Below are 26580 nucleotides of genomic sequence, written 5' to 3' on the forward strand. Positions count from 1 at the left end.
TATTAACTATAAATCATCCACACACAATAAAGTGAAACTTTAATCAGTGGGGGTTTTCTTCATCCCCCACTGATTATAAGCCCTCACCAATCGGGCTTTTNNCCACCTAACTTCTTTGCTCTCGCCGAATTTTAAGGTGGGAGTATTACTGCCCGCAAATAGCGGGATAAAAAACGATGTTCTTTTTAGACTGCAAGACAAAAGACGACTGAATAAAAAACAGCCGTCTTTTTTATTTCATATATTCGTAAATACATAATAGTCTAGATTTGCACGTGTGATTACTCCGCAGGATTCCCTACATAAGCTGAAATATCAACGTTTAACGCTTTTGCTAAGCGCATACCGTAATCACGATCCGCACGGAAGAAGTTGCAAATCGCAAGTAATTTTGTTTGTTCATGTACATCTTTTAAGTCATTTGTTAAGTTGGCAATTAAGTTGTCTTGTTCTTCTTTAGAGAATGAACGGTAACGCTCACCCGCTTGCTTGAAGTCGTTCGGTTTATCAATTTTTTCACGAGATACATAGCCTTCAAGCTTCATCGTTGAATCTCGATACGCTTGGTCCTCAACTGGATTTTCCGCATGACGACTTGGCTCATAGTTAATTGTTGATGGTTGTTGATTCACTTGCATTGCACCATCACGTTGCTGATTATGAACAGCTGCATAAGGGCAGTTTACCGGGATTTGCAAGTAATTCGCACCAAGGCGGTAACGCTGCGTATCTGGGTAAGAGAATAAACGACCTTGTAATAATTTATCTTCAGATGGCTCAATACCAGATACAGTTGCGCTCGGTGAGAATGCTACTTGTTCTACTTCTGCAAAGAAGTTTTCTGGATTACGGTTTAATGTCATTGTTCCCACTTCCATTAATGGGAAGCGATCTTCTGGCCATACTTTGGTTGGATCTAATGGATCAAAGTCTAAAGAATCCGTTTCATCAAGTTGCATCACCTGTACATGTAGATCCCATTTTGGATAATCTCCGCGCTTAATCGCATCGAATAAATCACGAGTCGCATGATTAAAGTCTTTTCCTTGTACTTGTTCTACTTCTTTTGCATTAAAATTACGAACATTTTGCTGTGGTTTCCAGTGGTATTTCACATAGACAACTTTACCTTCTGCATTAATCCATTTAAATGAATGTACACCGAAACCTTCCATTTGACGATAGTTTGCAGGCGTACCGTAATCAGAGAATACCCAAGTTAACATATGAGTAGATTCTGGTGATAGCGTCATGAAATCCCAGTAACGATCTGGCGTTTGAACATTTGTATCTGGGGCTGGTTTCAAAGAATGTACCATATCAGGGAATTTAATCGCATCACGAATGAAGAATACAGGTAGATGGTTACCCACAAGATCATAGTTTCCTTCTTCTGTATAAAACTTCACCGCAAAACCACGTGGGTCACGAGCTGTTTCTGGAGAACCTTGACCATGAATAACTGTTGAGAAACGAACAAATAAAGGTGTTTCTGTCCCCTCGTTTTGTAAAAACGCTGCTTTCGTATATGCTTTCATACTATTTTTCGTTACGAAAACACCATGGGCACCTGCGCCACGCGCATGCACAACACGTTCTGGAATACGTTCACGATCAAAATGAGCTAGCTTTTCTACTAAATGATAATCCTCTAATAATACCGGCCCACGGCGACCAGCTGTACGAGAATTTTGGTTATCTCCTACTGGAGCACCTTGGTTTGTTGTTAAGCGATTATTTGGATTCATGGGGGAACCTCCTGTTATTTAATGATAATTATTATTTTTTTAAAATTATTATAAATTAATTATTATTTAAAATTACTTTTTTGTCAATTATTTCATTTGCTTTTTTAGAAACAATTTCTACTAATCAATGAATCTGCTCTTTCTTATTCATCTATATTCACCTCAGCACTGGAAATGAAAATCTTTTTAAGAACGTTTGTTTCCAGTATAACAATCGATAATAAATACGTCAAAATAATAATTACAAATAAGTATTTTTTATCATATAATTATAAATTTCATTTGACAATTTATTTAATATTTTTTGTCATATTTTTGGTTTACATCTACCTACATCATTTGTTTTTCTTCCCTCCCACTGACTCTCAGCCCTCACCAATCGGGGTCTTATTGCCCGTAACAAATAAAAAAACGCCTGGAGTTAAATGAATCCAGACGTTTTTTAGATAATATTTAATTTTTGAACGACAGCCCAATTTCTTGTAAAGCAGTTCTAAGCTTAGGTAAAGATGCCGGTCCCATACCGTGAAATTTCAAAATCTCTTTTTCACTATAGGTTGATAGTTGTTGCAAAGAAGTAATTTCGTTGTGTTCTAACGCTCGTCTTGCTGGTGCTGATAGTAAGGAAAGAAATCCATGTTCAGGTTTGTTTTCTTTCTCACAAGTTGGGCAATCACTACTTTTGTAATACTTGTGCCCTTTATCGCATATTCTTGCATTTTTCTCTGAAATTTCTATGTTAAAATGCCTCCTTTCGTCCGAAAAATTTTTTTACCCTTCAACATCCTACTAACTATTAAGAATTGATTTATTCAACTTTTCCAAGTCTGCTATTTATACTTTGATGTGCGCTTCACGATCTCCTTATCACACGATTTCTATTTGATTTTAACATAAAGTGAAGGCCTTTTCTTTTGCTAAATTTTAAAGCGGGTCTTACTGCTCTAAAATAGCGGGATACAGTGAAACACTCAGTTTCCACATATATTTCACCTTCTCTTAAGCGCAGAAATGAAATCTAGCTAAGAAAGCGAATGGTATAAGGGTTACTAAGTTTAATATTATAAAATCAAAATAAAATGAATAAAAGATGTATAAAGATGATTAGTGGTATATAATTCCATTGCAATATTCGACTTCAATTATATCGTTTACATATTGATATACAATTAATGACGATACTCTTTCAATTTGTTAGTATATAAATGACTTAATCATAAATCGGAAATGATTATACATATTTATGAATTTATATTCAAAACGAATATATCTCAACGATTTTCAGGAGGTTTTTTTCAAATGAAGTTACATAAGATGAAACATTTGCTGCCTATATCCGCTGCAACAATTACACTCGTATCTAATCAAGGAGTGGCCGATGCCGCAACGATTCATACGGTTAACAAGAATGACACTCTCTGGGATCTCAGCACCCTCTACGGAGTTTCAGTCCAGGCAATAAAACAAGCTAATCATAAGACGAATGATCGAATTTATATTGGAGAACAGTTAACCATTCCGATCTCATATTCCACAAACGAATCTACACCGCAAAAAGATATAGCAGCTTCTAATCATTCAGCTCAAACTGTTTATCAAGTTCAACAGGGTGATACATTAGGAGCTATCGCAGAACGATACAATGTATCCATACAAGCAATTAAACAAGCTAACCATACAAACGGTGACCGAATTTATACAGGTCAACACTTAATCATTGCGACAGGCATTTCAGAACAAGAAATGGACTTAATGGCTCGTTTAGTTACTGCCGAAGCCGGAGGAGAGCCTTACGCTGGGAAAGTTGCAGTGGCAAAAGTTATATTAAATCGCGTTAATTCAACAGAATTTCCAAATACAATTACTGATGTAATTTATGAACCTATTAAATATGGCTATGCCTTTACTCCAGTTACAGATGGAAGGATTAATCAACCGGCAACCCATGAAGCAAGAATGGCAGTAGAGGAAGCAATCTCTACGAAAGGAAGTAATTCTGATTGGCTTTATTTCTATAACCCAAAAACTTCTACTGACAAATGGATTACAACGCGCCAAACTGTTGCAGCAATCGGGAATCATGTGTTTGCTAAGTAAAGAAATTTATTTTTCTAGTTTTGCCGTAACAAGTACATCATTTTAAAGAAGAAACAGAAGCTTCATGCTGTGCACCACCAACAGAAATCCCCTTCCTNNAGGAAGGGGATTTCTGTTGGATTACTGTTTAAATTATTTTACCTCTACTGTATAATTCCCTGATCCACCGCCAGATTTATATACACTTAAATAATATTTCCCTGGATTCGCATTATAATTCCCGAGCAATTTATTTCCGTCACGTTTTGTTGGATAAGCGGCATAGTTATTAAGATCTGATTCAGAATATAATACCCAGTTTAGCCCAATGTTTTGTTCATTCGTAACAGTAATCTGCAAGTCTTTCGGATTCTTTACATCAATAACAAACCGGTCCGCTTGATCTTGATCACTTAGGCTACCTCTTAATAATGTGTTCAAAGATAATGGATTCGCTGTATTAAATTCATTATTCGGTTCTTTTTCTACAGTAGTATCTTCTTCTGTATTCACTCCGCTAAACACAACATCATATTCAAATTGTCCAGCAGCATTGACATGGTAATTCACGAAATACGCAGTCAATGTTTTGTATCCGCTCCACTCTTTTCCAGAAAGATGTTTCAGCATATCATTTGTTGCTTGATTCATCGTTTTCCAGTCCTCTGTTTCTCCTTTTGACGCACTTCCTGTATATGTTCCTTGTAGTGTAAATGTATTAAAGAATTGTGATTTATTCTTAGTTACATTTACATTTTTCAATTTCGCTTCACTTGTAATATCTGCTGTAACCTCAGAAAGCGCTTTCGGTTTATGCTCTGCTAAATAATCATCTGCTACTTGCGGAATTGTATACTTGTCACGATTATCAACCAGCATTTGCATATAAGATTGGTAGTCTTCATTTAATTTACTATCTTTACTTAATGCAGAGCGGTACGCATCGTAATTTGTTACATCATTTGCACGAATTAAATCATGCACTTTATCGAACATCTCAGGCCGATTATTATACATATAAGATTGCAATGCAAACGAATAGTTATAAAAATCCCATGTTCCATACTTCGCATTTAATGTTTGCTCTGCTGTGTATCGCTTAGCTGGATCATTGGATAATCCACCAATTATACTTTTCCGCGGTACAACGCTATCTAATCGCGTTGAGCCTGCAAAGAACTCTGCATTTCCTTCTTCAAACCAAGTTAAGCGTTCATTTTGATACATATCTCCTTGTCCCCATAATCCAGGAACTTCGTATCTTCCCTGTAAATAGTGTGTAAATTCATGACGGAATAATTCTTCTAAACTATAAATACTTTGCTCTGGTGTACGTTCATATGTAAAGAACGTTCCGATTCCTTCAATGTAAATTCCGCCATTATTCGTTTCATAGCCGTACAGTTGACGGTTAAATTGATATTCGTCTGGACTATTGTAGATGACCATTGTTAACACATCATCAGCATGTCCGCTTTCAAGCGGCTTATCACTACCAACTGTACGATAAAATTGAGATCTCACTTCTTTTGCCGCCCAGTATAAACGTTTAATCTTCTCTTCACTAACTTTATCTCCCGCTTTAAAGACAATTGTCCCGTCATCAAACGTATACGTTTTCGGTAAATATTTCTTCTTACCATCTTCTCGAATTTGATCTAAATTTACTGTTTTTCCGTTCGCATCCACCCCGCCGTAATTTGTAGCAATTTGTTCTGCCGCAACAAAATATTGCTCCCCTAAATATGGATAAATCCGCATCGCTTCTGTGACAACTTGCTGCCCTTTTGCCTGTGTACTATGAAACTTTCCGAGCCGACCAGCATAGTAAATTCCATTATTAATTAACCATCCGTTTTTGTCTGTTACCGTACCAATGAGTGCAAAACGATTTATTTCATTAATAAAACTATCAATGTTTCGATACCACATCGTATCTTTTGGTTCTTTGCCCGTAGTATACATATATGACTGAACATCATAATCAATTTCTTTCATCAAATTATATATAGCATCACCTTTTGTTCGATCTTCAATAAACGTAGAAAGATTATCATTATATTGTTTGAAAATTTCAGCAGCATATTGGATTATTTCAACATCAGATGATGCACCTCCAATTAACATTCCATACGATGAAATTACTTTATTTTGTTCTGATGTACCAAGTTTAAAATTCGGGTTCTTCGCAATTGTTTTTAAAGCCGGTAAACATTTATCATGATAGCTGCGCTCATTTAGTTTACTTAATTCTTGATGATAAAAACCTAAATAAAATCCCGAACGTATAACCTCTACTAATGTCTCAATTCCTTTTGAATCATCTTTCGTATACGTTTGACCTTGTTCTGCTAGTTTATCAATGAGCGCTTGCATACGGCTATCATCTTGATAGAATTTCAAACTATCATTATTAAACTGAAATAATTCTGGAATTTGGTACCATTTAATCGTCACAAGAAGATCGGCTAATTGTTTGTTGCTTAATTGATTCAATTCAGCCATCGAATATTTTTTTTCTTCAACTAGCTGTTTAGCATTCTCTTTTGGCGCTGGCGGACGCTGCGATAAGTCCGCTAACTTTAACCGTTTTGTAAAGGATGCATTTTCTTGTACATTTGAAGAGTGCGCCAACTCATCAACAGATTTCTGTATTCCTACCGGCTCCATTTGTAATACATTCTTTGTATTTTTCTCTTTTGTCTCTGCTTGAATTTGCATTCCATTACATGATATCGTAACAATTCCAACCCCAAGCATCAGTTTATAAAATTTCGAGTATTTCACCATGTTACTGCCCCCTTTTAATAGTTTAAAAATTCAGAATTTTTAGGGCGGATCATTCAATCTGTCTATATTAAACAGCTTCCCTATTGATACTAGTAAAATTAGTGAGATAATGGCAAGTCACTTTTTTACTGTTAATAATACACCCTACTTATTTCTTAAATCCATTCCCCCTCCCTTACATTTAATACAAGCAAAAACTGTGCCAATGCTGTATCTTATGATTAGGAAACAATCCTTTATTCATACTGTATAATAAAATATACACAAACAATTTAGTGATGTATAAATTATTTGACATGAGATTCTCCCTTTATAAGAACGCTTCCGGTGAAAATCCATTTTTGTTTCCTTTCTTAAATTGATGGCTATATGGTGCTCCCTCAATAACTGTGGAACTTCACATCATCTTAAAGAATTCTCAATATTCCAGTTATAATTCCTCAAAATTTGCATCTTACTATGTAACTTAGGAAAGCCAACGGATAACCGTTGAATGTTAACAAGTATATGAGGAGGAATTACAATGAAACACTCTTTTAAAAAAGCCACACTCATTTCTACCCTTGCAATGGGCACAATCCTATCCACTACAATTCCATTTAACGTTTTAGCAGAAACACCTAATTCAGCAATACAAACGCAACAACAAAATCTGTCTGAAGAAATTATGAAACTATCATTTGAGGAAAATCTACAGGATAGTTCCGCTTCCAATCACGTTATTTCATATAAAAACGGAAGCCCTTCCTTTATAGACGGCCGCATCAATAAAGCTCTCGCGTTCAAATCAACATCACAGAAAAATGCTTCTTATATCGATTTAGGAGATACACCGCAATTAAAATTTGGAGAAAACACAAATTTCACAGTAGCCTTTTGGGTGAAATCTTCAGGTGTAAACGCGGATCCTGCCATTATTTCAAATAAAGATTGGCAAAGCGGCGGAAACTTAGGATGGTTTATTGGTTTAAAAGATAAAGCTTTGCTTTGGAATTTCAAAACATCTGGTAGCTCCCGCCTAGACGCTTCTATTCCAAATGTTGCTGATAACGCTTGGCATCATATCGTGATTTCTCATGACCGTAATGGGTATGCAACACTTTATAAAGATGGAAAGAAAGAACAACAAATAGATATTAGTAAAATGAAAGGCACAATCGATACGAACTACACAACAAAGATTGGAGTAGATGGGAAAGGCACTTTATTCGGAAACAACTTCAATGCAACATTAGATGAAATGTCGATTCTAAAAAAAGCAGTAACAGCTGAAGATGTTCAAAAGATGTATCACTCCGCTCCTCCTATCTCTGTTACTGATATTGCAATTGACCAACCAACTGTCCACTTAAACGTTGCTGGTTACACATATTTAAAAGCCGACATCAAACCAGCAGATGCAACAAATAAAAATGTAACTTGGACAAGCAGTAATAAAGACATCGCAGACGTTGAAACGATAGATGGAAAAGTAAAAGTAATTGGAAAAGGCATAGGGAAAACAACAATCCAAGCTATTTCTGAAGACGGAAAAAAAGTCACGAACGCAGAAATAACTGTTACAAATTCTTTAGATGTGACGCGTGATGGTTTACTTGAACAAAATGATTTACATTTCGTAAAACAACACTTCGGATCAAATGAAAACAGTCAAAACTGGAATGAAGTAAAGCATGCGGATTTAAATGAAGACGGAAAAATTGATGAAAAAGATGCACTTCCTCTTGAGGAGCGGTTAAAACAATCTACAAATTATCCGTACAAGCGTGTCTTTATTATTGGACTAGATGGAGCTGGCGTTGCTGTTAAAGATGCAAATGCTCCTAATATTAAAAACTTTATTGCAGGCGGCGTAAGTACGTACAATGCTCAAGCTCTTTCGCCAACAATTAGCGCTCAAAACTGGGGCGGAATCTTGCATGGGGTAACACCTGACAAAACAAAGATCGACAATACAACTGCCGGGGCCCAGGCATACCCTGAAAACTCACCTTATCCATCTTTTATGAAAGTACTCAAACAAGAACGACCATACGCGAAAACAGCCTCATTCTCTGCATGGAGTCCGATTAATATAGGGATTATCGAGCAATCTGTAGGCGCTCACTTAGAGTCTGTTCGCGATGATCAATTAGCACCAAAAATCGCAAATTATATTAAAACTGACGGAAAAGATACAGAAGTTACATTCATTCATTTTGATGACATTGATGGCGCTGGCCATTCTCAAGGATACGGAAGCCAAGCATATATGAAGCAAATTGAAAAAACAGATAAAAATGTCGGGATTGTATTAGATGCAATTCGTGACGCTGGTTTACTAGAAGATAGCCTTATTATTATGACAACAGATCACGGCGGAAAAGGCTACAGTCACGGCGGAGAGTCCCCTGAAGAAAAGACAATTTTCTGGGCAGCAAGCGGCCCTGCTATTCCTGCTAAATCAACCATTACTACTCCTATGAAAAATATGGATACAGCAGCGATCGTCGCACAAGCACTACGCTCAAATAAACCGGAAACATGGGATGCGAAAACACCGAAAAACCTATTAGAAACATTCTCAACTAGCATTAAACTTAGTGAACCCGAACATTCTTTAACGGAAGGAGAATCATTTGAACTCGTTACGGAAATCGATCAAAACGCATCAAATAAAGCATTAACTTGGAAGAGTGATAATCCAGCTGTCGCAACAATTGCAGCAACAAATGAGAAAGCAACTGTCAATGCAAAACAAGCTGGTACAGCAACCATTACTGTAACAACCGCTACTGGTGAATACGTAGCAACATGTAAAGTCACTGTTCAGCCAAATCATGTGCCGGTTACAGGAATCACAGTAAATGAACGCTCTTTTCAGCTTAAACAAGGAGATTCCAAGGTTGTATCTGCTTCTGTTCTTCCTGAAAATGCATCAAATCAAAAAATAACATGGAAAAGTAGCGACTCTAGCATCGTTGCACTTGAAAATCAAAATGGTGCAACTTCTGTAAAAGCATTGAAAGCTGGACGTGCTGTTTTAACTGCAACAACAGAAGATGGGAAATATAATAAATATGTTTATATTCAAGTGAAATAACAAAATCGGCTTACAGTCTCTGTAAGCCGATTTTCTAAAGTTGTAGTGCAAATTGGTGAATGAAATTTTATCAGCGTTTTTTCAAATATATCGGCGATTCGACAAAGGATATCGACCAACCGACAAATAATGACAAAGATAAGAATCTGTACAATCTCAAAAAGCGGCTTACAAATTGTAAGCCGCTTTTCCCTATTCCTTAATGTTCACCCCATACTCCTTAAACCAAACATGAATTTGTGCCAAATGTGCCAATAGCTGTGGCCCTGTCATCAATTGACCGAACCATGGTGTTTGGAATGCACTTCCGCCCGATTGGATTAATCCTTGTAGTTGCTCTCTATCAAATAACTCATGCAAAATGGAGTTTTTATCCGTTAGTAACCCCTCCAACCACACAGTGACCGCTTTTGTATAATGCGGATTATGTGTTTTCGGGTACGGACTTTTCTTTCTATACAATATATCGTTTGGTAAGACCCCTTCTAGCGCCTTACGCAATAGACCTTTTTCGCGATTTTTATACATTTTCATTTCCCAAGGAATATTCCACGCATATTCGACAAGACGATGATCTGCAAACGGAACACGTACTTCTAAGCTCGCTCCCATACTCATCCGATCTTTTCTGTCTAATAATGTTGTCATAAACCAAACCATGTTCAGATAAAATAATTCTCTCCTTTTCGCTTCAATTGCACTTTCTCCTTCTAAAATCGGTACTTCTTGTATCGACTCTTCGTAGCGCTGCTGTACATATTCTCTTAAGTTTAATTTATTACGCCACTCTTTTTTCAGAAGTTGCTCGCGCGCCTCGGTTGAGCGCATCCATGGAAATGCGCTTGATTGTAAATCATCTTCCCTGTAAAACCACGGATAACCACCAAAGATTTCATCAGCACATTCGCCCGACAAACCAACGACGAAATCTTGTTTAATTTCTCGGCAAAACCATAATAATGAAGAATCGATATCTGCCATACCAGGTAAATCACGTACAAGTACTGCTTCTGTTAAATATTCCGCTAACTGTTCATTGGAAATGACACAACGATGATGAATTGTACCAAATGTTTCTGTCATTAAATCGATAAAGGGCGCATCTGAGTTTGGCTGAAATGCATTTGCTTTAAAATATTTCTCATTATCTTCATAATCAATCGAATATGTGTGTAACTTCCCTTTTCCTTCTCTTTCATATGCTTTTGCTGCAAATGCGGTAATAGCACTTGAATCTACTCCGCCCGACAAAAATGTACATAGCGGCACATCTGAAACTAATTGTCTTGTAATGGCGTCCTTCAGCAAAAACTGTACTTGTTCCACAGTTTCCTCAAAGGAATGCTCGTGTTTTTTACTCTCAACATTCCAATATCTCCATATACATAAACCATCTTTTGAAAATGTAAGAGCATGCCCAGGGCGAAGTTCTTGCATCCCCGCATAAATGCCATGCCCAGGCGTTCGAGACGGTCCTAATCCAAACACTTCTGATAGTCCTTCTGTCGTCACCTCTGCCTTTACACTCGGATGAGCTAAAATCGCTTTTAATTCTGAGCCAAACAATAATCTTCCATTATCATATTTGTAAAATAATGGTTTTACACCTAGTCGATCTCGCGCAATAAATACTCGTTCGTTTTTCTCATCCCAAACTGCAAATGCATATATCCCGTTTAAATGATCGACACATTCTTCTTTCCACTCTATATAAGATGCTAATAACACCTCTGTATCAGAATGCCCTTTAAACGTATAGCCTCTGCGCAGTAATTCTTTACGAATATCTTCTGTATTATAAAGCTCTCCATTGTAACAAATGGTGTAATTCTCTTTTTCTTTCATACATGTACATGTCATCGGCTGTTTTCCGCCCTCTGGATCAACTACAATTAAGCGTTTATGCCCAAAAGCAACATGCCTTCTCACCCAGACATTCGTATCATCTGGTCCCCTCTTCGCAAGTGTTTCTGCCATCTTCGTAACCGTCTCTCTTTCACCTTCTAACGACCGCTTGTAATCAATCCATCCTGTAATCCCGCACATGTAAATCATCCTTCCTATCCTATATCCGTATAACTTTACTCCGTTCCAAACCTAAATAGAACTAAAAGGCTGAACGAAAACTACGATACATAAAAGCCTAATTGCTGAAGGCTCATAATCTAGACAGTCTTCCTCTGCCCAGATCAAAAAATTCACTGTATGAAGCATGTTCTTATTCTATGCCCAACTTTCTTTATGGGTTCCATAGTTATAAAGAACGACTGAACTGTCCATAACAAGAATAAGTACTTTGATAAAAGGAGAAATCACAAATGAAACAACGCAAACATATTTTGTATAATCAACCACGTGCTCATACAATTGGGAATGTGGAATATATAAACAATGAATGGATATTTTTTGATGATGAAAATGATGAAGCATTTTTACTTGATGATATTATTGAAGATGGATTTGAAGTTTTATATAACAATAATTGGTTACCAGCAAGATTTTACGAACAAAATGTGTTACAAATTGCCAATGAACATCATCCACTTCAAAATGGCGAAATGATACGGATCCGCAAAAAATTGCTACTTAGCTATCATGAGTGGTTAGAAGAACTACCTGATTCAGCTTTTTCATTATTTGCCGAAACATTGCAGTCGTTCAATTACTCTTTATATGACTGTATCTATTGTCATAATTTCTTATCATTTCAGCCGAAAGAACAGCCCTGTGAAGGTGTAAACCTTCTATTATTTGATAACGAAGAAATGGTTTGCTCGTTGCACCATCATTACGTTCGTTTTTCAACTTGCAATAAAAATATATTTAAATTTATAAAAACGAATGGCGAGGAATTACATATAGAATCTATATAAATATAATAAAAACCACCTTATAATCTCAAATATTTGAGGGTATAAGGTGGTTTCATTTTTTTTATTAAAATACTTTCCAGCCAATCGGTAATTTCAGTCCAAGGTAAAATACCGCTACAAGCGCGATAATAAATAGTCCCCAAACTGCCCCTGTTTTCTTGTTTTTGCTCATTTTCACAAGAACCATTTCCATTCCACCGATTACTAAAATACCAGCCAACATTTTTAAGCCATACCACATGTGCATGTTACCTGTTGCTGTCTTCATAATACCTTGATACAACATGAAACCTGTCACGATAATGATAATATACATTAGGCGAAGCCCCATATGTACACCTTTACCTTTTCTTCCTGCCGAATAAAGAGAATACGCCACGAAGAATAAAATTAATCCTAACGCCCATGCTGTAATATGCATATGTACCATCGTATCCCAACCTCCTCTTTCCACACTTTTTCACTCTATATGATACCATGTTCATTTCTTTTCAGGAAATGTTTCGCTTTTTCCAATTTAAATGATATAATATTTAGAGAATTTATAAACTTCTTGTAATAACAAAAGGGGGAACAATCATGATTCAAACAAAAGATATCATCGAACTAACAGACACATACGGTGCACATAACTATCATCCACTTCCAATCGTTATTTCTAAAGCAGAAGGTGTTTGGGTAGAAGATCCTGAAGGCAATCGCTATATGGACTTACTAAGTGCGTATTCTGCGGTAAACCAAGGACATCGCCATCCAAAAATTATTAATGCGTTAATCGATCAAGCAAACCGTGTTACGTTAACTTCTCGTGCTTTCCATAGCGATCAATTAGGTCCTTGGTACGAAAAAGTTGCGAAATTAACACATAAAGATATGGTACTTCCGATGAATACAGGTGCAGAAGCTGTTGAAACCGCTATCAAAACTGCACGTCGTTGGGCATATGATGTGAAAAAAGTAGAAGCAAATAGAGCTGAAATTATCGTTTGTGAAGATAACTTCCACGGTCGTACAATGGGCGCTGTTTCTATGTCATCTAATGAAGAATATAAGCGCGGATTTGGACCAATGCTTCCTGGTATTGTTGTAATTCCTTACGGTGATTTAGACGCATTAAAAGCTGCAATTACACCAAATACAGCTGCATTTATTCTAGAGCCAATTCAAGGAGAAGCAGGTATTAACATTCCACCAGCTGGATTCTTAAAAGAAGCACATAATATTTGTAAAGAAGAGAATGTTTTATTTGTAGCTGATGAAATCCAAACTGGTTTAGGTCGTACAGGTAAACTATTTGCATGTGATTGGGATAACGTAATTCCTGACATGTACATACTTGGTAAAGCGCTTGGCGGCGGTGTATTCCCAATCTCTTGCGTTGCTGCAAATCGCGACATTTTAGGCGTATTCGAGCCAGGTTCTCACGGTTCTACATTCGGTGGTAATCCACTTGCATGTGCTGTTTCTATCGCAGCTCTTGACGTATTACAAGATGAGAAATTAACAGAGCGTTCTCTTCAATTAGGAGAAAAATTAGTAGGACAATTAAATGAAATTGATAATCCTATGATTACAGAAATTCGCGGCAAAGGATTATTTATCGGAATCGAATTGAACGAGCCTGCTCGTCCATATTGCGAAAAGTTAAAAGAAGCTGGTCTTTTATGTAAAGAAACACATGAAAATGTAATCCGCATTGCACCACCTCTTGTAATCTCTGAAGAAGATTTAGAGTGGGCATTCCAAAAAATTAAAGCGGTATTATCTTAATGTAAACAAGCTGCCTCGTAGAGGCAGCTTGTTCTATGAAACAATCATTTTCGAAAAAAATAATATACTTACGATAACCGGAAATAGAAGCAACACCCCTACTGCACAAGAAGCAATCACATGTTTTAATTTCCACCAACCACTTCTGATCCCTTCCCGAAACCAAAACAAGGAAAAAGGTAGAATCAATATCACTGCTGTTACCAATCCCAGAACGTATCTTTCTAATACAATCGCCGAGGCTATATGAAGCCATCCATTCATAAAAATCATCGCTTGTATAACGAGTAATATATAAAGTGTGACTTTCTTTTTACATATAGAATGAACATATACAAGAAATACAACAATAACTGTTAAGACACATAATGCCGTAAAAAAGTATTGCTTTTTCCACATGTTCTCTTCCATATGGATTGGTTGTAAATATTTCATTTCAGGAAAAAAATAATATTCCTCAGCATTATGAAGTGCAAATAATATAGGGATGAGCCAAATAGAAAAATTACTATTTAACTTCATTTTGAAGTGTTCCAATATGTTGCACCGTAATTGTAATTTCATCACCCGCATGCAAAAATTTAGGCGGCGTAAATCCTTTTCCAACTCCCGCTGGTGTTCCAGTCGCAATAATGTCCCCAGGCTCTAATGTCATCCCTTTACTTACGATAGAAATAATATCTTCTATTGAAAACATCATATTTGCAGTATTTGAAGTTTGACGAACTTCCCCGTTCACTTTTGTTTCAATGTTTAATTCGTTTGGATTTTCAATTCCCGCCTTATGAACTAAATATGGGCCCATTGGACAAAATGTATCAAAACTTTTTCCTAAGAAAAATTGTTTATGTTTTCTTTGAATATCTCGAGCCGTTACGTCATTTACAATTGTATAACCGAAAACATATTCAAGTGCCTTCTCTTTCGCAATTTGTTTTCCACGTTTTCCAATTACAATTGCGAGCTCGCCTTCATAATCTAGTTCATTCGTCGCATGTGGATGACTGTGGATTTTCTCCCCATTTCCAATAACCGTCGTTGGCGCTTTTGTAAAAATCATGATATCCTTCGGAACAGATTCCTCCCCGCCCATCTCTATCGCATGATCACGATAGTTTTTTCCGACGCAAAGAATATTCTTTCTCGGCCTTAGAATCGGTGCTAATATTTTAATGTCTTGCAAAGGATAATATGCCGTTGTTTCATTCTCTTTTGCCCAGTTTACGATTTCTTTTACTTTTTCAATAAAGGTATTTCCTTGTTCAATACATTCTAACATTGTAATCGGAACTGTAATCTTCTCACCTTTTTGCCTTTGTGCTTCTCTCAAATGCAGCACCTTTTCTTCTTGCTCATCTACAATCCCGACAAATACTTTTTCTTCCTTCTTCACTGTCACAAATTGCACACTTTCCACTCTCCATCCTAAAACTCATACACTGTAATTGTATTCGTATTCCTTCAAAAAAACCCTGCTAATCCTTTTTAATTTTTACAAAATTCTTTATTTTTTTGACTCGCCTTATATTATTTTGAAATAAAATGTAGAATTTTTACTTTTTTTATCGAAGGTATTTCTTTTTTATGGAATTTTTGTATAATATGTACTACATATATACATAAAAATTTTAAAAGAGATGGAGCCGATTCTATGTTTGAGCAAGCGATTGAAAAAAAACGTGAAAAAATGATCTATTTTGCGCAGCGCTATGGAATTACTTCTCAAAAAACAGTGAATTGTAGCCAAGAACTGGACAGGCTCTTAAATGTTGTTTGGCTTTTGGAGGTAGATTTCGTTCCAACTTATATGATAGACGAACACACACAATGAAGTGTGTGTCTTTTATTTTAAAAAGAACACACATTTTAATAAAAACGCCCATACAATAATAGAAAAGAATATGTATTGTTCCTTTAACAGCATGAAAAATTTCATTTATGAAAGGTGTTTGCTATGCCAGCAATGGTTGGACATATTCATATCGTTAATATTGGATCGAGTGGTATTTTTCATATTGGAGATGTATTTGCAATTAGACCGATTAGTTACTCTCGTGCTTTTGCAGGAGCTGGTTCTTTTAATGTTGGTGAAAACATTTCCGTATACAATTATCAAAATACAACGACAGTCAACGATTCAGACGTCGTTGATCAAGCTATAATTGGATCCACATAACATGAAACTTTGATCAGTGTTTTTTTCATCCCTCACCTACCTTCCTCGTTTCTCCCTGAATATTGAGGTGGGGGGCTTAATGCCCGCAAATAGCGGGATAAAGGAGGCGACTGACGAATGAACTTTTATGTACATCAGAGTATTATCATTAACAGCGTCAAAATCGATAGCATTACAACATCATCTGTTTTTCAAATTGGAACCGCAGGTAGCATTAAGGCGTTATCTAAATTTTCCAATACAGGTGGATTTACAGAGCCGCTTCGCCCATTAAAATCAAAAGGACAAATTATTTCAATTAAACCCACGATGAGTTCTTCTTAAACGATTGTTATCATAAGCATGTATAAATGATAGAATACTATTTTTTCAGACGGGAGAAAGCATCCGCTCCTACATAGAAATGGTCAGATTCTTTCTCTGTCAATGCCACGTTTAACATAGAGAAAAAATGAGTACAGGTCTCTTCATAGGAAAGCAAATCAAAATGGATATACACCTCCCTGTTCAAAAAGGAGGCTTCACACAGTGAATCAAGATGTATATATTTACTTACAACAATTTCAACAAGCTCTGCAAAAACAACAAGAAACCATTCATATATTAGAAGAACAAGTACGGAAACTAACAGAAGAACTTGATGAATTAAAAAGCCGTCCTTCCTCTTCTATAGGAAAAGTAGAATATAAATTCGATCAATTAAAAGTGGAAAACTTAAACGGCACATTAAACATTGGCTTAAATCCGTTCGGAGCGCATAGCCAACAAATTGAAGATTTTCAAGTAGATACAGAAACATTAAAAGTAAATCCAGAAACACAAACAAATCCTGATTTTTATCAAGATATTATACAAGAAATGCATCGCTATTTAGATGAAGAAGCATATAGCAGGATTCTTCATTTCGAACAAGAAGAGCGGACACCACTCGATGATATGTATCGACAAATGATGATTGACGATATAAAAAAACAAATGGAACATCGCCTTCCTTATTATTTATCACAAGTACAGCCATATGAGGACATTACATCAAATCCTCAGTATATGAAAGATGTCATCATTCAAGCTATGAAACAAGATATCGATAAAGCATTCCTTTCCTTTATTCAGCACATACCAGGCAACTTCCGAAAGGAGTAAGTATACATGAATTGGACCGTTGTGAATCGTGAAATAAAGGTTGGACAAATCAAAATGAACGGGGTATCTTCATCTGCGCTTTTTTTAATCGGTGATGCGAATCTTTTAATTCTCTCTTCTATTCTCGATACGCCTTTCGAATCAGTTACTGAAGGTCCATTTGTACCTCTCGTAACTGATGTGCCTACTACTCCAGGTTAAGGGAGGGCTCTCTATGCTTCAACACATTTCCGTTGTTCACCGAGCAAATGTTATCTCTATGGGGATTGCGGGTGTTTTTCAAATTGGTGATGCAAGCCAAATGGAATTAAAAAGTCGAGCTCTCGTTGTACATCGTGAAATTCCTTACTATTTTAAGAATGAGGGGAGTTTCGACGCATATGAAATCTTTACAGACGATGAAATCACAATTCCCACTCGGTCAACTGATGTCAAAATGAATATTATAAATGAATGTCCCTTTATTGAAGTCGATGATGTTACGATTCGTTCCTTATTAAATTCTGCTTGCTTTCAAATTGGCTCAGTTGACTATGTATTTAGTAATTCACGTATTCTTCAAATCCGTCAATATATTACAGATGAACCTTTCAACAAATGAATCATATAGTAATGGTAAAGAAACGCGCTTAGGTAGGTGAATAATATGCCCTCTGTTGTCGGGAACCTCGTTGTTCAAAATAGTAATGGCTCTTTTAACTTAGGTGACTTCTATAATGTATCTCCAAAAGAAAATACAAAAGCATATAACGGGTCAGGAGCATCAAATGTTGGTTTTGTAGTCAATACATTTAACGGTGTCAGTGCAACGAATACATTTGATTCAGATGTTGCAGATCAAGATCAGATTGGAACAGCATGAAAAAAAGTAGGGGAACTCCCCTACTTTTTTCTTTATGACACTTTCAGTTTGTTACTTCACTATCTTCTTTTGCTTATTTTTCATCTTCTACACGCAGCATGTGGCCTCCATCAAAGAAGTATAAATATGTTTCTTTTACAGGATGATGTAAGCTTTTCTCCAAAGCTTTCGCATACAATGAAAGCTGCACTTTATATCGATCTTCTAAAATAGGTCTCGCTTGATCGTATCCACCTGGGAAACGGCCTTCAATTGTATCTGTTTTAAAATCAATTAATACAATCCCATCTTCCTCTTCTATCATACAATCAATAACCCCTTGGACAAGTACAGATTCTTTACCCTGCCCTTGCCAATCTTGATAGGCCTCTTCTGCTGAAAGCATCATCGTAAATGGCACTTCACGCTCTACACTTTTTGCAGCTAATACACGTTTACCAAGGTCCGTATCAAAAAAGGCTACAATACGATCGATCGTAATTTCTTCTGCTTGCTCAAATGTTAATAATTCTTTATTTACCATTTCCGCAATTTGTTCCTGTATGACTTCTGCTGTAATCGGTTTTTGTAGATTCACATGCTGCATGACAGCATGGACAGCTGTCCCACGTTCAGCATAGGTTAATCCCTTTTTCTCCATAAAACGCGGACGCGTCTTTATAGGAGCACGAAGTTTTTTAATGAAAGTATTATCACTTCCATCTTCCGACTGATAATTCCGCTTAATCTCCGTAACAGATTGCTTCGCTCGGTGTGCTGTTGCATCTTTATGGTCATATTCCCATGTTAAACGAGCATACACTTCTTCTTTTCGTTCACTTTCAAGCGGAACTGCTCTTTTCTCACGAAGCGCTTCTAACAATTCTTGCTTCTCTTCTTGCACTGGCTCAGGGGCAAGTAAAGTACTACCATCAACAACTTCCACTTTCCAGCTCGCATCGTACCCATAAATTTCACTTGGTATATTTCCTTGTCCAAGTTCAAGAAGCATTTCACTATCACGATGCCTATATAATGACGGCGCAATCCAATCTAAATAGCAAGATGCTCCCGCACGAACGTAATCTGGTAATAACCAATCTGTATGTTCCCGTGCATCAAGCCACTTTTCCATTTCTTTCTCTTGATCTTTCACCGTACCAATTAAAATCAATTTTTCTTTCGCACGCGTTAAAGCAACATATAATACGCGCATCTCTTCAGCAATGAGTTCCATCTTCATTTTACGTTTAATGGCTAATTGTGATAGCGTCGTATATTTAATTCGTTTACGAGGATCAATAAACTGTGATCCAAAACCGAAATCTTTATGCAGTAAAAATCGTTTCATTAAATCTTGCGTATTAAAACGGCGCCCAAGCCCCGCTACAAATACGACTGGGAACTCGAGTCCCTTACTTTTATGAATCGTCATAATCCGAACAACATCCTCTTGTTCGCCGAGTGCTCTCGCTGTTCCCATATCATCCCCGCGCTCTAAAATACGCTCAATAAAGCGAAGGAAACGGAATAAACCACGGAAAGATGTTGCCTCATACTGCCGGGCGCGGTCGTATAATACACGTAAGTTTGCTTGGCGCTGCTTTCCTGCTGGAAGACCACCAACAAAGTCATAGTAGCCTGTCTCACGATACACTTTCCAAATTAAATCAGATAGAGACTGCTGGCGTGCAAACTCGCGCCACCCTTGCAGAAGGTTATAAAACCACTGCAGTTTCCAGTGTAATTCTGCCTCTTCCTCAAGTGGTGCTCCTCGTAAGAAAGAACGCAGTACTTCATAAAACGAACCTTTCTTTTCATGAGCACGAAGCATCGCAAGTTCCTCATCGTTTAATCCAACAATTGGAGAACGAAGTACAGCTGCAAGCGGGATATCTTGCATCGGATTATCAATGACGCGAAACACATTCATCATAACAGTCACTTCAGTTGCTTCAAAATAACCCGTCGCAAGTTCAGCGTATACAGGAATACCTTGCAACTTTAACTCTTCCATAATTTGCGGAGCCCACGGCATCGAGCGCAGTAAAATAACAAAATCACGATATTTCACCGGGCGCATTTCATCTGTTTTACGGTCATATACTGCATAACCTGAATCCACCATCGCCTTAATTCTTTGCGCCATTAAGCGTGCTTCTAGCTGTGCTTTTTCTACTTCGACACCGTCTTCTCCCTCTGCCGATTCTTCGCCCTCAGATTGATGAATACATAAAAGTTCAGCCGCTACATCTTCTCCTTCTGGATAACTCGCTCCAAGCTTTAGTTCCGCATCGGCATCGTAATCGATTTCCCCGACCGTTTCGCCCATAATTTGTTTAAAAACAAAGTTCGTACCTGCTAGCACTTCATGACGACTACGGAAGTTTTTCGCTAAATCAATCTTCATACCGCCATCTATTCCTTCAGGTGTAAAACGTTTATATTTACCTAGGAAAAGGCCCGGTTCTGCTAGTCGGAATCGATAAATAGATTGCTTTACGTCACCAACCATAAACAGATTTCCTTCTTGTTCAGAGTCTTTCGTTACAAACTTAATAATCGACTCCTGTACAAAGTTTGTATCTTGATATTCATCAACAAGTACTTCAGCAAATTTATTGCGATATTGCATTGCAACTGGTGATGGTCGCAATTCACCATTTTCTGTACGTTCACTTAAAATTTGCAAGCAAAAATGCTCTAAATCTGTGAAATCAACCATTCCTTTATCGCGCTTAATCGTTTGGAAACGCTCCGTAAATACTTTTACAATTTGAACAAGCTTCTCTAGTACAGGATGCATTTCCTTGAAATCACGTAAAAAACTTTCTGGTTTTCGGCTAAATAGCTCTTCTTGTAACTTCTTCACTTCATCTTTTGCTTTATTTCGAAGTGAATCGACTTGTTTGACAACCTCTTCATTGTAGTCGCTCTTCTTAATGCGCTTTAACGTTTGCCACGAAACATTTTGCATCGCTTCATATACACTTGTCCAAGACTTACGAGCTGCATGAGATAACGTTCCAAGTAAAACAAGATCTGCCTGCAACGTTTCAATGCGAGGCGCTGGTCCATCTGGAAGCATCGCAAGTTCAATTGCTTTTTGAACATGTTTTTCAGCCGTTTCCAGCTGAAACTTCACATCTTCTAATAAATAAGACGCATACGTTAAATCCTCAATTGATTTCCCTTCCACATCATACGCTTCAACAAGTTTATCCAGCCATTTCTCTGGGTCTGGATGCGCTCTTGATTCTGTATGAAGCGCTAAAATCATACGCTGCAAGTCATCATCACTTCGGTCACTCGTATAACGATCAACGAGTTCAAAGAAAATATCATTTCCTTCAAGTCCATATTCCTCTTCTAATATGTCATCTAATACTTCTTCTTTTAATAACTCATTTTCCGTCTGGTTCGCGATGCGAAAACGCGGATCAACGTCGAGCATATAGTAGTATGTTCGAATCACTTGTAAACAGAACGAGTGAATCGTTGAAATCGATGCTTTATTTAACAAACTAAGTTGCTTCCGAATGTGCTGTGATCCTGGTTCATCAATTAATACCTTTTCTAACGCTTCACCAATTCGGTTTTTCATCTCTTGCGCCGCTGCATTTGTAAATGTTACGACTAGCAAACGATCTACATCTACTGGATTGTCAGCATTAATAATTTTACGAATCATTCTTTCTACAAGCACAGCTGTCTTTCCTGACCCAGCTGCCGCCGCAACTAAAATATCACGACCATCTCTGACAACAGCCTTCCATTGATCATCTGTCCATTGACTACCTTCTGGCTTTTGTGGCCAATTCTCTATCATTCGCCGCCAACCTCCTCTCTTATTTTCTCCATCGCTTCACTATCTTTCATATCTTTTAACGTGCGGAACTTATTATCTTCAAGCGATTCATCAAATTGACAAACAGAGCGGAAATTACAAAACGTACAAGCAGCTTTATTCCCCTTTTTATAAGGTGCGATATCAATGACACCTTCTGTAATGTCTTTCCCGATGTTTTCAAATGTATGATGTACATATTGCTGTAAGGTTGTAAACTCTTGTTCACTTGCAATGCTAGAACGTGCACTAAAACTACCATCTTTTTTCAGACCGGCAGAAATAATGTCTGAACTTCCCGTACTTAGCTTATTGTCCATTAAACGAACAACATCCGCATCTCCTAACACGAGACCTTTCATTTTAAATTTCTTTAAAATTTCCTTTTCAATCTCTTCTTCTGAAGCATCGCCTTTCATTTCCACAATTGGATTATGAATATGGAAATATAAAACGCCAGCGGGTGATGCCGTTTGATCCTTTTTCATCCACGTATTTGCATTTGAAATGACAACGTCTAAATATGTTAACATTTGAAGCGCTAAACCGTAGTACACTTCCGTTAAATCTAGCGCTTTTGTACTCGATTTATAGTCAATAATACGAAGGAACGTGCCATTTTCATCTTCTGCTTTATCCACGCGGTCAATGCGTCCAACCACTTCCATTTTCACACCGTTTGCGAGTGTAAACTCCATTGGCGGAAGTGAACCTGTCCCGCCCATGCCAAATGGAACCTCTAAATCAACTGGTACGAATCCACTTGACTTCGCATGTTCACGAAGGATTAGCGATGTACGGAAAATGATTTGTTGCAGTTTTTGTTTTAAATAGTGATTTCGATTTGAACTTAATAAAATTTGTCTCTGCAATAGCGGTGCGATTTCTTCAATTACCACCGCCGCAAGATGCTCACACTCTTTTATTGATAAATCAGCCCAAGTACGATTTTCCCTCAGTAACTTGTCAGCAATTTTCTTTAATGCCGCATGGAATAGTTCCCCAATATCAGGTGCATCTAATTTGAAAATGTCACGCTCTCTTAGCGATAATCCGTGCTGCGCAAAATGAGCATACGCACAGCGATTAAATAATTCCATACGAGAGACGCTTCCTTTAATTTTATCTCCGTATAAATCTCTACTTACAACTGGGCTAAGTTTCTGCGCACGATTTCGATAAAATAAACTAGATAACACACGGCTACTTTTTTGCTGCCAATCGGGTGAAGTCACATAGAAATTGTATACATCCCACCAAAAATCAAGATTCCCTTCAAAACCGTATCGCTTCCAGTTTTGAAGTTGCTGCGTTACATACGACAACGTAACTTCTGGCGTTGCTACGTACGAAATTTGCGCCTGGCGAGATAAATCATTCACATCATTCGTTATGAAGACTTCTTTGACAGAAGGAAACATTCTTTTCACTTTCTTAATAAAACTAGATGAAAGTAACGACTTTCCTTCCTCATCCGCAAGCGGACAAGAAATATATAACTTCTCAGATGCACGAGTTACCGTTTGATAAATAACAAATTGTTCTTCTAATAAAGTCTGCCTCGTTGTTGGCGCCAATTCTACACCAGCTGTAGCGAGAGATTCTCTTTCTTCATCTGATAACATCCCTTCATCTGAAGGCGCTGCTGGAATAATCCCTTCATTCGCACCAATTACAAACGCCGCACGAACATTTGATATCCTTGTTCGATCAATATTTGCAATTAGCACTTGATCTAAAGATGGAGGGATATTTGCAAATTGAAGTGCCTCAAGCCCAGTTGTGATTACATCGATAAACATGGCACGGGACATCTTTTCCTCGCCCAGCATTTCTACAAATGTATCAAGAAGATTCATTACCTCTTCCCAAACTTGATCATGGTCACTTGCGAATAAGAAATTCCCCTCTGCTTCAGCACGCATACGTAAATCTTCCAGTTTTTTAGGAACTTCTAACTCTTCTAAAAATAAATACATAGCTTCACACATTTGCATGACTGAAGTTGCACGTTTAAAACGCTTTTGCAAACGAATAATCGGTGTTCGCACTACATCACGAAGACGGTTGATTTTTTCTTCCATTTCACGTTCACTATCTGTTTGCGTCCCCGCCCCATCTAACGAACGATAACGACGATATGTCCACGGTTCATCTGCCGTCCATCTCTTTCCTTGTACACCATACGCTAAACAGTAGTTTTCAAACTCATCCATTTCTTCGCGCATAGATTCTTTTCTTACATCTAACGGATATAAGAGTTCCGTTTTTATGCAGCGGAATACCGCGTCATAACGCCAATTTCCACTAATGACTTCTAGCGCAGAACGAATACATTCAATGAGTGGATGATGTGACATCGGGCGCTTCTCATCAACAAAGTGCGGAATATCATAGTCCGTAAACAACGTTTTCATAACATCATAATAGCTTTCTCCATTACGAAGAAGAACCGCAACATCTCGGTAGCGATATCCCTCTTCCGCAACAAGTCTGCGAATTTCACGTGCTACTCCTTCCGCTTCTGCTCGCAAGTTTGCCGCTGTATATAATGTAATATCTGGTTCACTTTGAAACTTCTTAGAAGGACGAGATTCAAACTCCGCCTCTAGATGTGCGAGTGCTGGTGAATGAAAACGCGGTTGTTCTCTCATCGGAATCGTATTTTCAACCGCGATTTTCTCTTCACGTGCTAACTGTTTCACTTTTTCATACGTAAGGACTGTTTGATAAAACAAATCTAGTTCACTTACCGGCTGTGCTAACGTTTTTTCATCTACCGTTAACGTAACTGTTATTCTCGCTCCATAAATCATAAGTTGCCTTATAATTTCTAATTCCTGCGGCGAAAACGAATGAAATCCATCTATATAAATTTCCGCACCTTTTACATAATCAGACTGCGGAAGTTTTTCGACAAGCAACTGCAGGTAATCTTCAGAATCTAAATATTTACCAATTAAAGCTCGTTCAAAATCATCATATAAAAGCTGAAGGTCATATATTTTATTTGCTAACAACTTTTGCTCATCACCGCTTGAGTGAGCATCTAACTGTTGCCACATCTCATATACATTCGATGGTGTTACATTGTAACGCTTAAACTCGGCAATCATGCTTCCTAAATGTTCAAAAAAGCTATTTTGTTCCGCTGCTTTTTGAAACACATATAATCCTTCCTTACGCGCCTCTACAATTTTACGCAATAGCATATGTACACCGGCCTCATCAATATGAAGACGACTCATGCCACCAACCTCTTGCAGAACCTTCCATGCTAACCTTGAAAAACTAAACACTTGCGCCCTGATAGAGCCGCTAACTTCTTCATTTCCTATTAAAGCTTGCTGCGTTTGGAACGTCATTTGTTCCGGTACAAGATATAAAATGGTTTCGCCTCTTGGACGCTGCTTTAATTCTTCTTGTACTTCATGTAAACAAAACGTACTTTTTCCACTTCCAGCCCGTCCGATCACAAATCGAAGCGACATGTAATCCCCACCTTTCTCTTACATAACGAACGTTAGTTTGATATCATCCTTGTATTATAACACAAAAAAATAGGAGCTAGCAGGCTCCCCGTTTTTGTTGTATTTGTTGGAAAACCCTTTTCCACCCACAACAAAAAGACAAACAAAGATTATTTTGTTTGCCTCTTCACCTCATTATCCTTTTGAAAAATTCGTTTGCACTTCATGAATTGGCCAATATCGTAAATCCACTTTCCCGACAACAGTATCTGCTTTTACGAAGCCAAAGTGTCTACTGTCCCAGCTACCGAGACGATTATCACCAATTACAAAAATATACCCCTTTGGAACAGTCTTTTCTCTTGTTAATTCTTCTAATTTAAAGTCACCTGTCAACTGCCGACCTTCCGCTTGCCTCTTATACGTTTCCAAATAAGGCTCGTCAATAAATTGACCGTTTATATACAATTTATCATGCTTATATTCAATATGGTCACCTGGTAAACCGATAACGCGCTTTACATAGTCTTCTTTTTTATTCGCATGAAACACCACAACATCAAATCGGTTCAAATCCCCAACTTGATAGCTCACCTTATTTACCACAAGCATATTCCCATCTTGAAGCGTCGGCATCATTGACTTCCCCTCTACAACATACGTGGAGAAGAAAAACGTTCGAAAAAAAACAGCTAATAGCACGCCTATAAAGATGGTTCTCATCCATTCTAAGCTTTCTTTTTTCAAAGTTCGCTTCATCGGCG

Annotated in this window: 21 protein-coding genes; 11 read left to right on the forward strand and 10 right to left on the reverse strand. The window is 37.5% G+C overall.

The features are described 5' to 3' along the window. Nucleotides 1-281: 281 nt before the first annotated feature. On the reverse strand, nt 282-1748 hold the full coding sequence (locus tag CN373_RS02235; protein ID WP_001069151.1) for a catalase: 1467 nt from the start codon (nt 1746-1748) through the stop codon (nt 282-284). Between the two features lie 453 nt (nt 1749-2201). Then, entirely contained in the window at nt 2202-2486 is a 285-nt protein-coding gene (locus CN373_RS02240) for an RNA polymerase alpha subunit C-terminal domain-containing protein (RefSeq protein WP_033664021.1), read from the reverse strand. 561 nt (nt 2487-3047) lie between these two features. Between CN373_RS02240 and CN373_RS02245 the strand changes: the two genes are divergently transcribed. Further along, on the forward strand, nt 3048-3845 hold the full coding sequence (locus tag CN373_RS02245) for a LysM peptidoglycan-binding domain-containing protein (protein WP_098358738.1): 798 nt from the start codon (nt 3048-3050) through the stop codon (nt 3843-3845). Between the two features lie 132 nt (nt 3846-3977). On the opposite strand, the gene colA is transcribed toward CN373_RS02245, so the two are convergent. Beyond that, nucleotides 3978-6614 carry a collagenase ColA gene (colA, locus tag CN373_RS02250; protein WP_000241864.1) on the reverse strand — a complete coding sequence of 879 codons (2637 nt, stop codon included), beginning with the start codon at nt 6612-6614 and terminating at the stop codon, nt 3978-3980. Between the two features lie 523 nt (nt 6615-7137). Between colA and CN373_RS02255 the strand changes: the two genes are divergently transcribed. Next, nucleotides 7138-9696: an Ig-like domain-containing protein gene (locus tag CN373_RS02255; protein ID WP_098358739.1), complete on the forward strand. Its 2559-nt coding sequence runs from the start codon at nt 7138-7140 to the stop codon at nt 9694-9696. 192 nt (nt 9697-9888) lie between these two features. Here the strand turns inward: CN373_RS02255 and asnB are convergent, their stop codons facing one another. After that, nucleotides 9889-11742, reverse strand: coding sequence for an asparagine synthase (glutamine-hydrolyzing) (gene asnB, locus CN373_RS02260; RefSeq protein ID WP_098358740.1), 1854 nt, complete (start codon nt 11740-11742; stop codon nt 9889-9891). A 272-nt stretch (nt 11743-12014) separates the two neighbouring features. Between asnB and CN373_RS02265 the strand changes: the two genes are divergently transcribed. Next, nucleotides 12015-12569, forward strand: a complete 555-nt coding sequence (locus CN373_RS02265; protein ID WP_098358741.1) for a DUF2777 domain-containing protein — start codon at nt 12015-12017, stop codon at nt 12567-12569. Between the two features lie 64 nt (nt 12570-12633). On the opposite strand, the gene CN373_RS02270 is transcribed toward CN373_RS02265, so the two are convergent. After that, nucleotides 12634-12999, reverse strand: coding sequence for a YisL family protein (locus tag CN373_RS02270; protein ID WP_000233502.1), 366 nt, complete (start codon nt 12997-12999; stop codon nt 12634-12636). Nucleotides 13000-13148: 149 nt separating this feature from the next. On the opposite strand from CN373_RS02270, the gene rocD reads away from it, so the two are divergent. Continuing rightward, the gene (rocD, locus tag CN373_RS02275) at nt 13149-14339 is read left to right on the forward strand and encodes an ornithine aminotransferase (RefSeq protein WP_098358742.1); all 1191 of its coding nucleotides are present in this window, start codon (nt 13149-13151) and stop codon (nt 14337-14339) included. A 33-nt stretch (nt 14340-14372) separates the two neighbouring features. Here rocD and CN373_RS02280 read toward each other — a convergent pair whose 3' ends face one another. Continuing rightward, nucleotides 14373-14861: an HXXEE domain-containing protein gene (locus CN373_RS02280; protein ID WP_240519101.1), complete on the reverse strand. Its 489-nt coding sequence runs from the start codon at nt 14859-14861 to the stop codon at nt 14373-14375. Further along, a complete protein-coding gene (locus CN373_RS02285) occupies nt 14848-15747 on the reverse strand; it encodes a fumarylacetoacetate hydrolase family protein (protein WP_001161061.1) in 900 nt (299 codons plus the stop codon). Before CN373_RS02285 ends, CN373_RS02280 begins: the two co-directional genes overlap by 14 nt. A gap of 243 nt (nt 15748-15990) precedes the next feature. On the opposite strand from CN373_RS02285, the gene CN373_RS02290 reads away from it, so the two are divergent. The 7 genes from CN373_RS02290 to gerPF all read left to right on the forward strand — a co-directional run bounded on the left by CN373_RS02290 (nt 15991) and on the right by gerPF (nt 18520). Continuing rightward, nucleotides 15991-16170, forward strand: a complete 180-nt coding sequence (locus CN373_RS02290; RefSeq protein ID WP_098358744.1) for an aspartyl-phosphate phosphatase Spo0E family protein — start codon at nt 15991-15993, stop codon at nt 16168-16170. A gap of 123 nt (nt 16171-16293) precedes the next feature. Then, nucleotides 16294-16515 carry a spore germination protein gene (locus CN373_RS02295; RefSeq protein ID WP_001111185.1) on the forward strand — a complete coding sequence of 74 codons (222 nt, stop codon included), beginning with the start codon at nt 16294-16296 and terminating at the stop codon, nt 16513-16515. A gap of 117 nt (nt 16516-16632) precedes the next feature. Next, entirely contained in the window at nt 16633-16839 is a 207-nt protein-coding gene (locus CN373_RS02300) for a spore germination protein GerPB (protein WP_001012503.1), read from the forward strand. Between the two features lie 204 nt (nt 16840-17043). After that, a complete protein-coding gene (locus tag CN373_RS02305; RefSeq protein ID WP_098358745.1) occupies nt 17044-17658 on the forward strand; it encodes a spore germination protein GerPC in 615 nt (204 codons plus the stop codon). A 6-nt stretch (nt 17659-17664) separates the two neighbouring features. Beyond that, nucleotides 17665-17859 (forward strand): hypothetical protein, encoded by a 195-nt coding sequence (locus CN373_RS02310; protein ID WP_001104655.1) that lies wholly within the window; start codon nt 17665-17667, stop codon nt 17857-17859. A gap of 13 nt (nt 17860-17872) precedes the next feature. Continuing rightward, entirely contained in the window at nt 17873-18259 is a 387-nt protein-coding gene (locus tag CN373_RS02315) for a spore germination protein GerPE (protein WP_098358746.1), read from the forward strand. A gap of 45 nt (nt 18260-18304) precedes the next feature. Next, nucleotides 18305-18520, forward strand: coding sequence for a spore germination protein GerPF (gene gerPF, locus CN373_RS02320; RefSeq protein WP_001141566.1), 216 nt, complete (start codon nt 18305-18307; stop codon nt 18518-18520). Between the two features lie 73 nt (nt 18521-18593). Here gerPF and addA read toward each other — a convergent pair whose 3' ends face one another. The 3 genes from addA to lepB all read right to left on the reverse strand — a co-directional run bounded on the left by addA (nt 18594) and on the right by lepB (nt 26575). Continuing rightward, the gene (addA, locus tag CN373_RS02325) at nt 18594-22328 is read right to left on the reverse strand and encodes a helicase-exonuclease AddAB subunit AddA (protein WP_098358747.1); all 3735 of its coding nucleotides are present in this window, start codon (nt 22326-22328) and stop codon (nt 18594-18596) included. Then, nucleotides 22325-25837, reverse strand: a complete 3513-nt coding sequence (gene addB / locus CN373_RS02330; protein WP_098358748.1) for a helicase-exonuclease AddAB subunit AddB — start codon at nt 25835-25837, stop codon at nt 22325-22327. The genes addA and addB overlap by 4 nt, the downstream gene beginning before the upstream one ends. A gap of 174 nt (nt 25838-26011) precedes the next feature. Then, on the reverse strand, nt 26012-26575 hold the full coding sequence (gene lepB / locus CN373_RS02335) for a signal peptidase I (RefSeq protein WP_000831626.1): 564 nt from the start codon (nt 26573-26575) through the stop codon (nt 26012-26014). Nucleotides 26576-26580 lie beyond the last annotated feature (5 nt).

Origin of the sequence: Bacillus cereus (assembly GCF_002561295.1) — a bacterium.
In the GTDB taxonomy this organism is placed as follows: domain Bacteria; phylum Bacillota; class Bacilli; order Bacillales; family Bacillaceae_G; genus Bacillus_A; species Bacillus_A cereus_S.

Bases quoted from the DNA above. Each gene is read 5' to 3' on its own strand.
- rocD (WP_098358742.1), top strand. From the start codon at position 13,149: ATGATTCAAACAAAAGATATCATCGAACTAACAGACACATACGGTGCA.
- CN373_RS02265 (WP_098358741.1), top strand. From the start codon at position 12,015: ATGAAACAACGCAAACATATTTTGTATAATCAACCACGTGCTCATACA.
- CN373_RS02235 (WP_001069151.1), bottom strand. From the start codon at position 1,748: ATGAATCCAAATAATCGCTTAACAACAAACCAAGGTGCTCCAGTAGGA.
- gerPF (WP_001141566.1), top strand. From the start codon at position 18,305: ATGCCCTCTGTTGTCGGGAACCTCGTTGTTCAAAATAGTAATGGCTCT.
- addA (WP_098358747.1), bottom strand. From the start codon at position 22,328: ATGATAGAGAATTGGCCACAAAAGCCAGAAGGTAGTCAATGGACAGAT.
- CN373_RS02315 (WP_098358746.1), top strand. From the start codon at position 17,873: ATGCTTCAACACATTTCCGTTGTTCACCGAGCAAATGTTATCTCTATG.
- CN373_RS02245 (WP_098358738.1), top strand. From the start codon at position 3,048: ATGAAGTTACATAAGATGAAACATTTGCTGCCTATATCCGCTGCAACA.
- addB (WP_098358748.1), bottom strand. From the start codon at position 25,837: ATGTCGCTTCGATTTGTGATCGGACGGGCTGGAAGTGGAAAAAGTACG.
- CN373_RS02270 (WP_000233502.1), bottom strand. From the start codon at position 12,999: ATGGTACATATGCATATTACAGCATGGGCGTTAGGATTAATTTTATTC.
- lepB (WP_000831626.1), bottom strand. From the start codon at position 26,575: ATGAAGCGAACTTTGAAAAAAGAAAGCTTAGAATGGATGAGAACCATC.
- colA (WP_000241864.1), bottom strand. From the start codon at position 6,614: ATGGTGAAATACTCGAAATTTTATAAACTGATGCTTGGGGTTGGAATT.
- CN373_RS02290 (WP_098358744.1), top strand. From the start codon at position 15,991: ATGTTTGAGCAAGCGATTGAAAAAAAACGTGAAAAAATGATCTATTTT.
- CN373_RS02295 (WP_001111185.1), top strand. From the start codon at position 16,294: ATGCCAGCAATGGTTGGACATATTCATATCGTTAATATTGGATCGAGT.
- CN373_RS02300 (WP_001012503.1), top strand. From the start codon at position 16,633: ATGAACTTTTATGTACATCAGAGTATTATCATTAACAGCGTCAAAATC.
- CN373_RS02310 (WP_001104655.1), top strand. From the start codon at position 17,665: ATGAATTGGACCGTTGTGAATCGTGAAATAAAGGTTGGACAAATCAAA.
- CN373_RS02280 (WP_240519101.1), bottom strand. From the start codon at position 14,861: ATGAAGTTAAATAGTAATTTTTCTATTTGGCTCATCCCTATATTATTT.
- asnB (WP_098358740.1), bottom strand. From the start codon at position 11,742: ATGTGCGGGATTACAGGATGGATTGATTACAAGCGGTCGTTAGAAGGT.
- CN373_RS02255 (WP_098358739.1), top strand. From the start codon at position 7,138: ATGAAACACTCTTTTAAAAAAGCCACACTCATTTCTACCCTTGCAATG.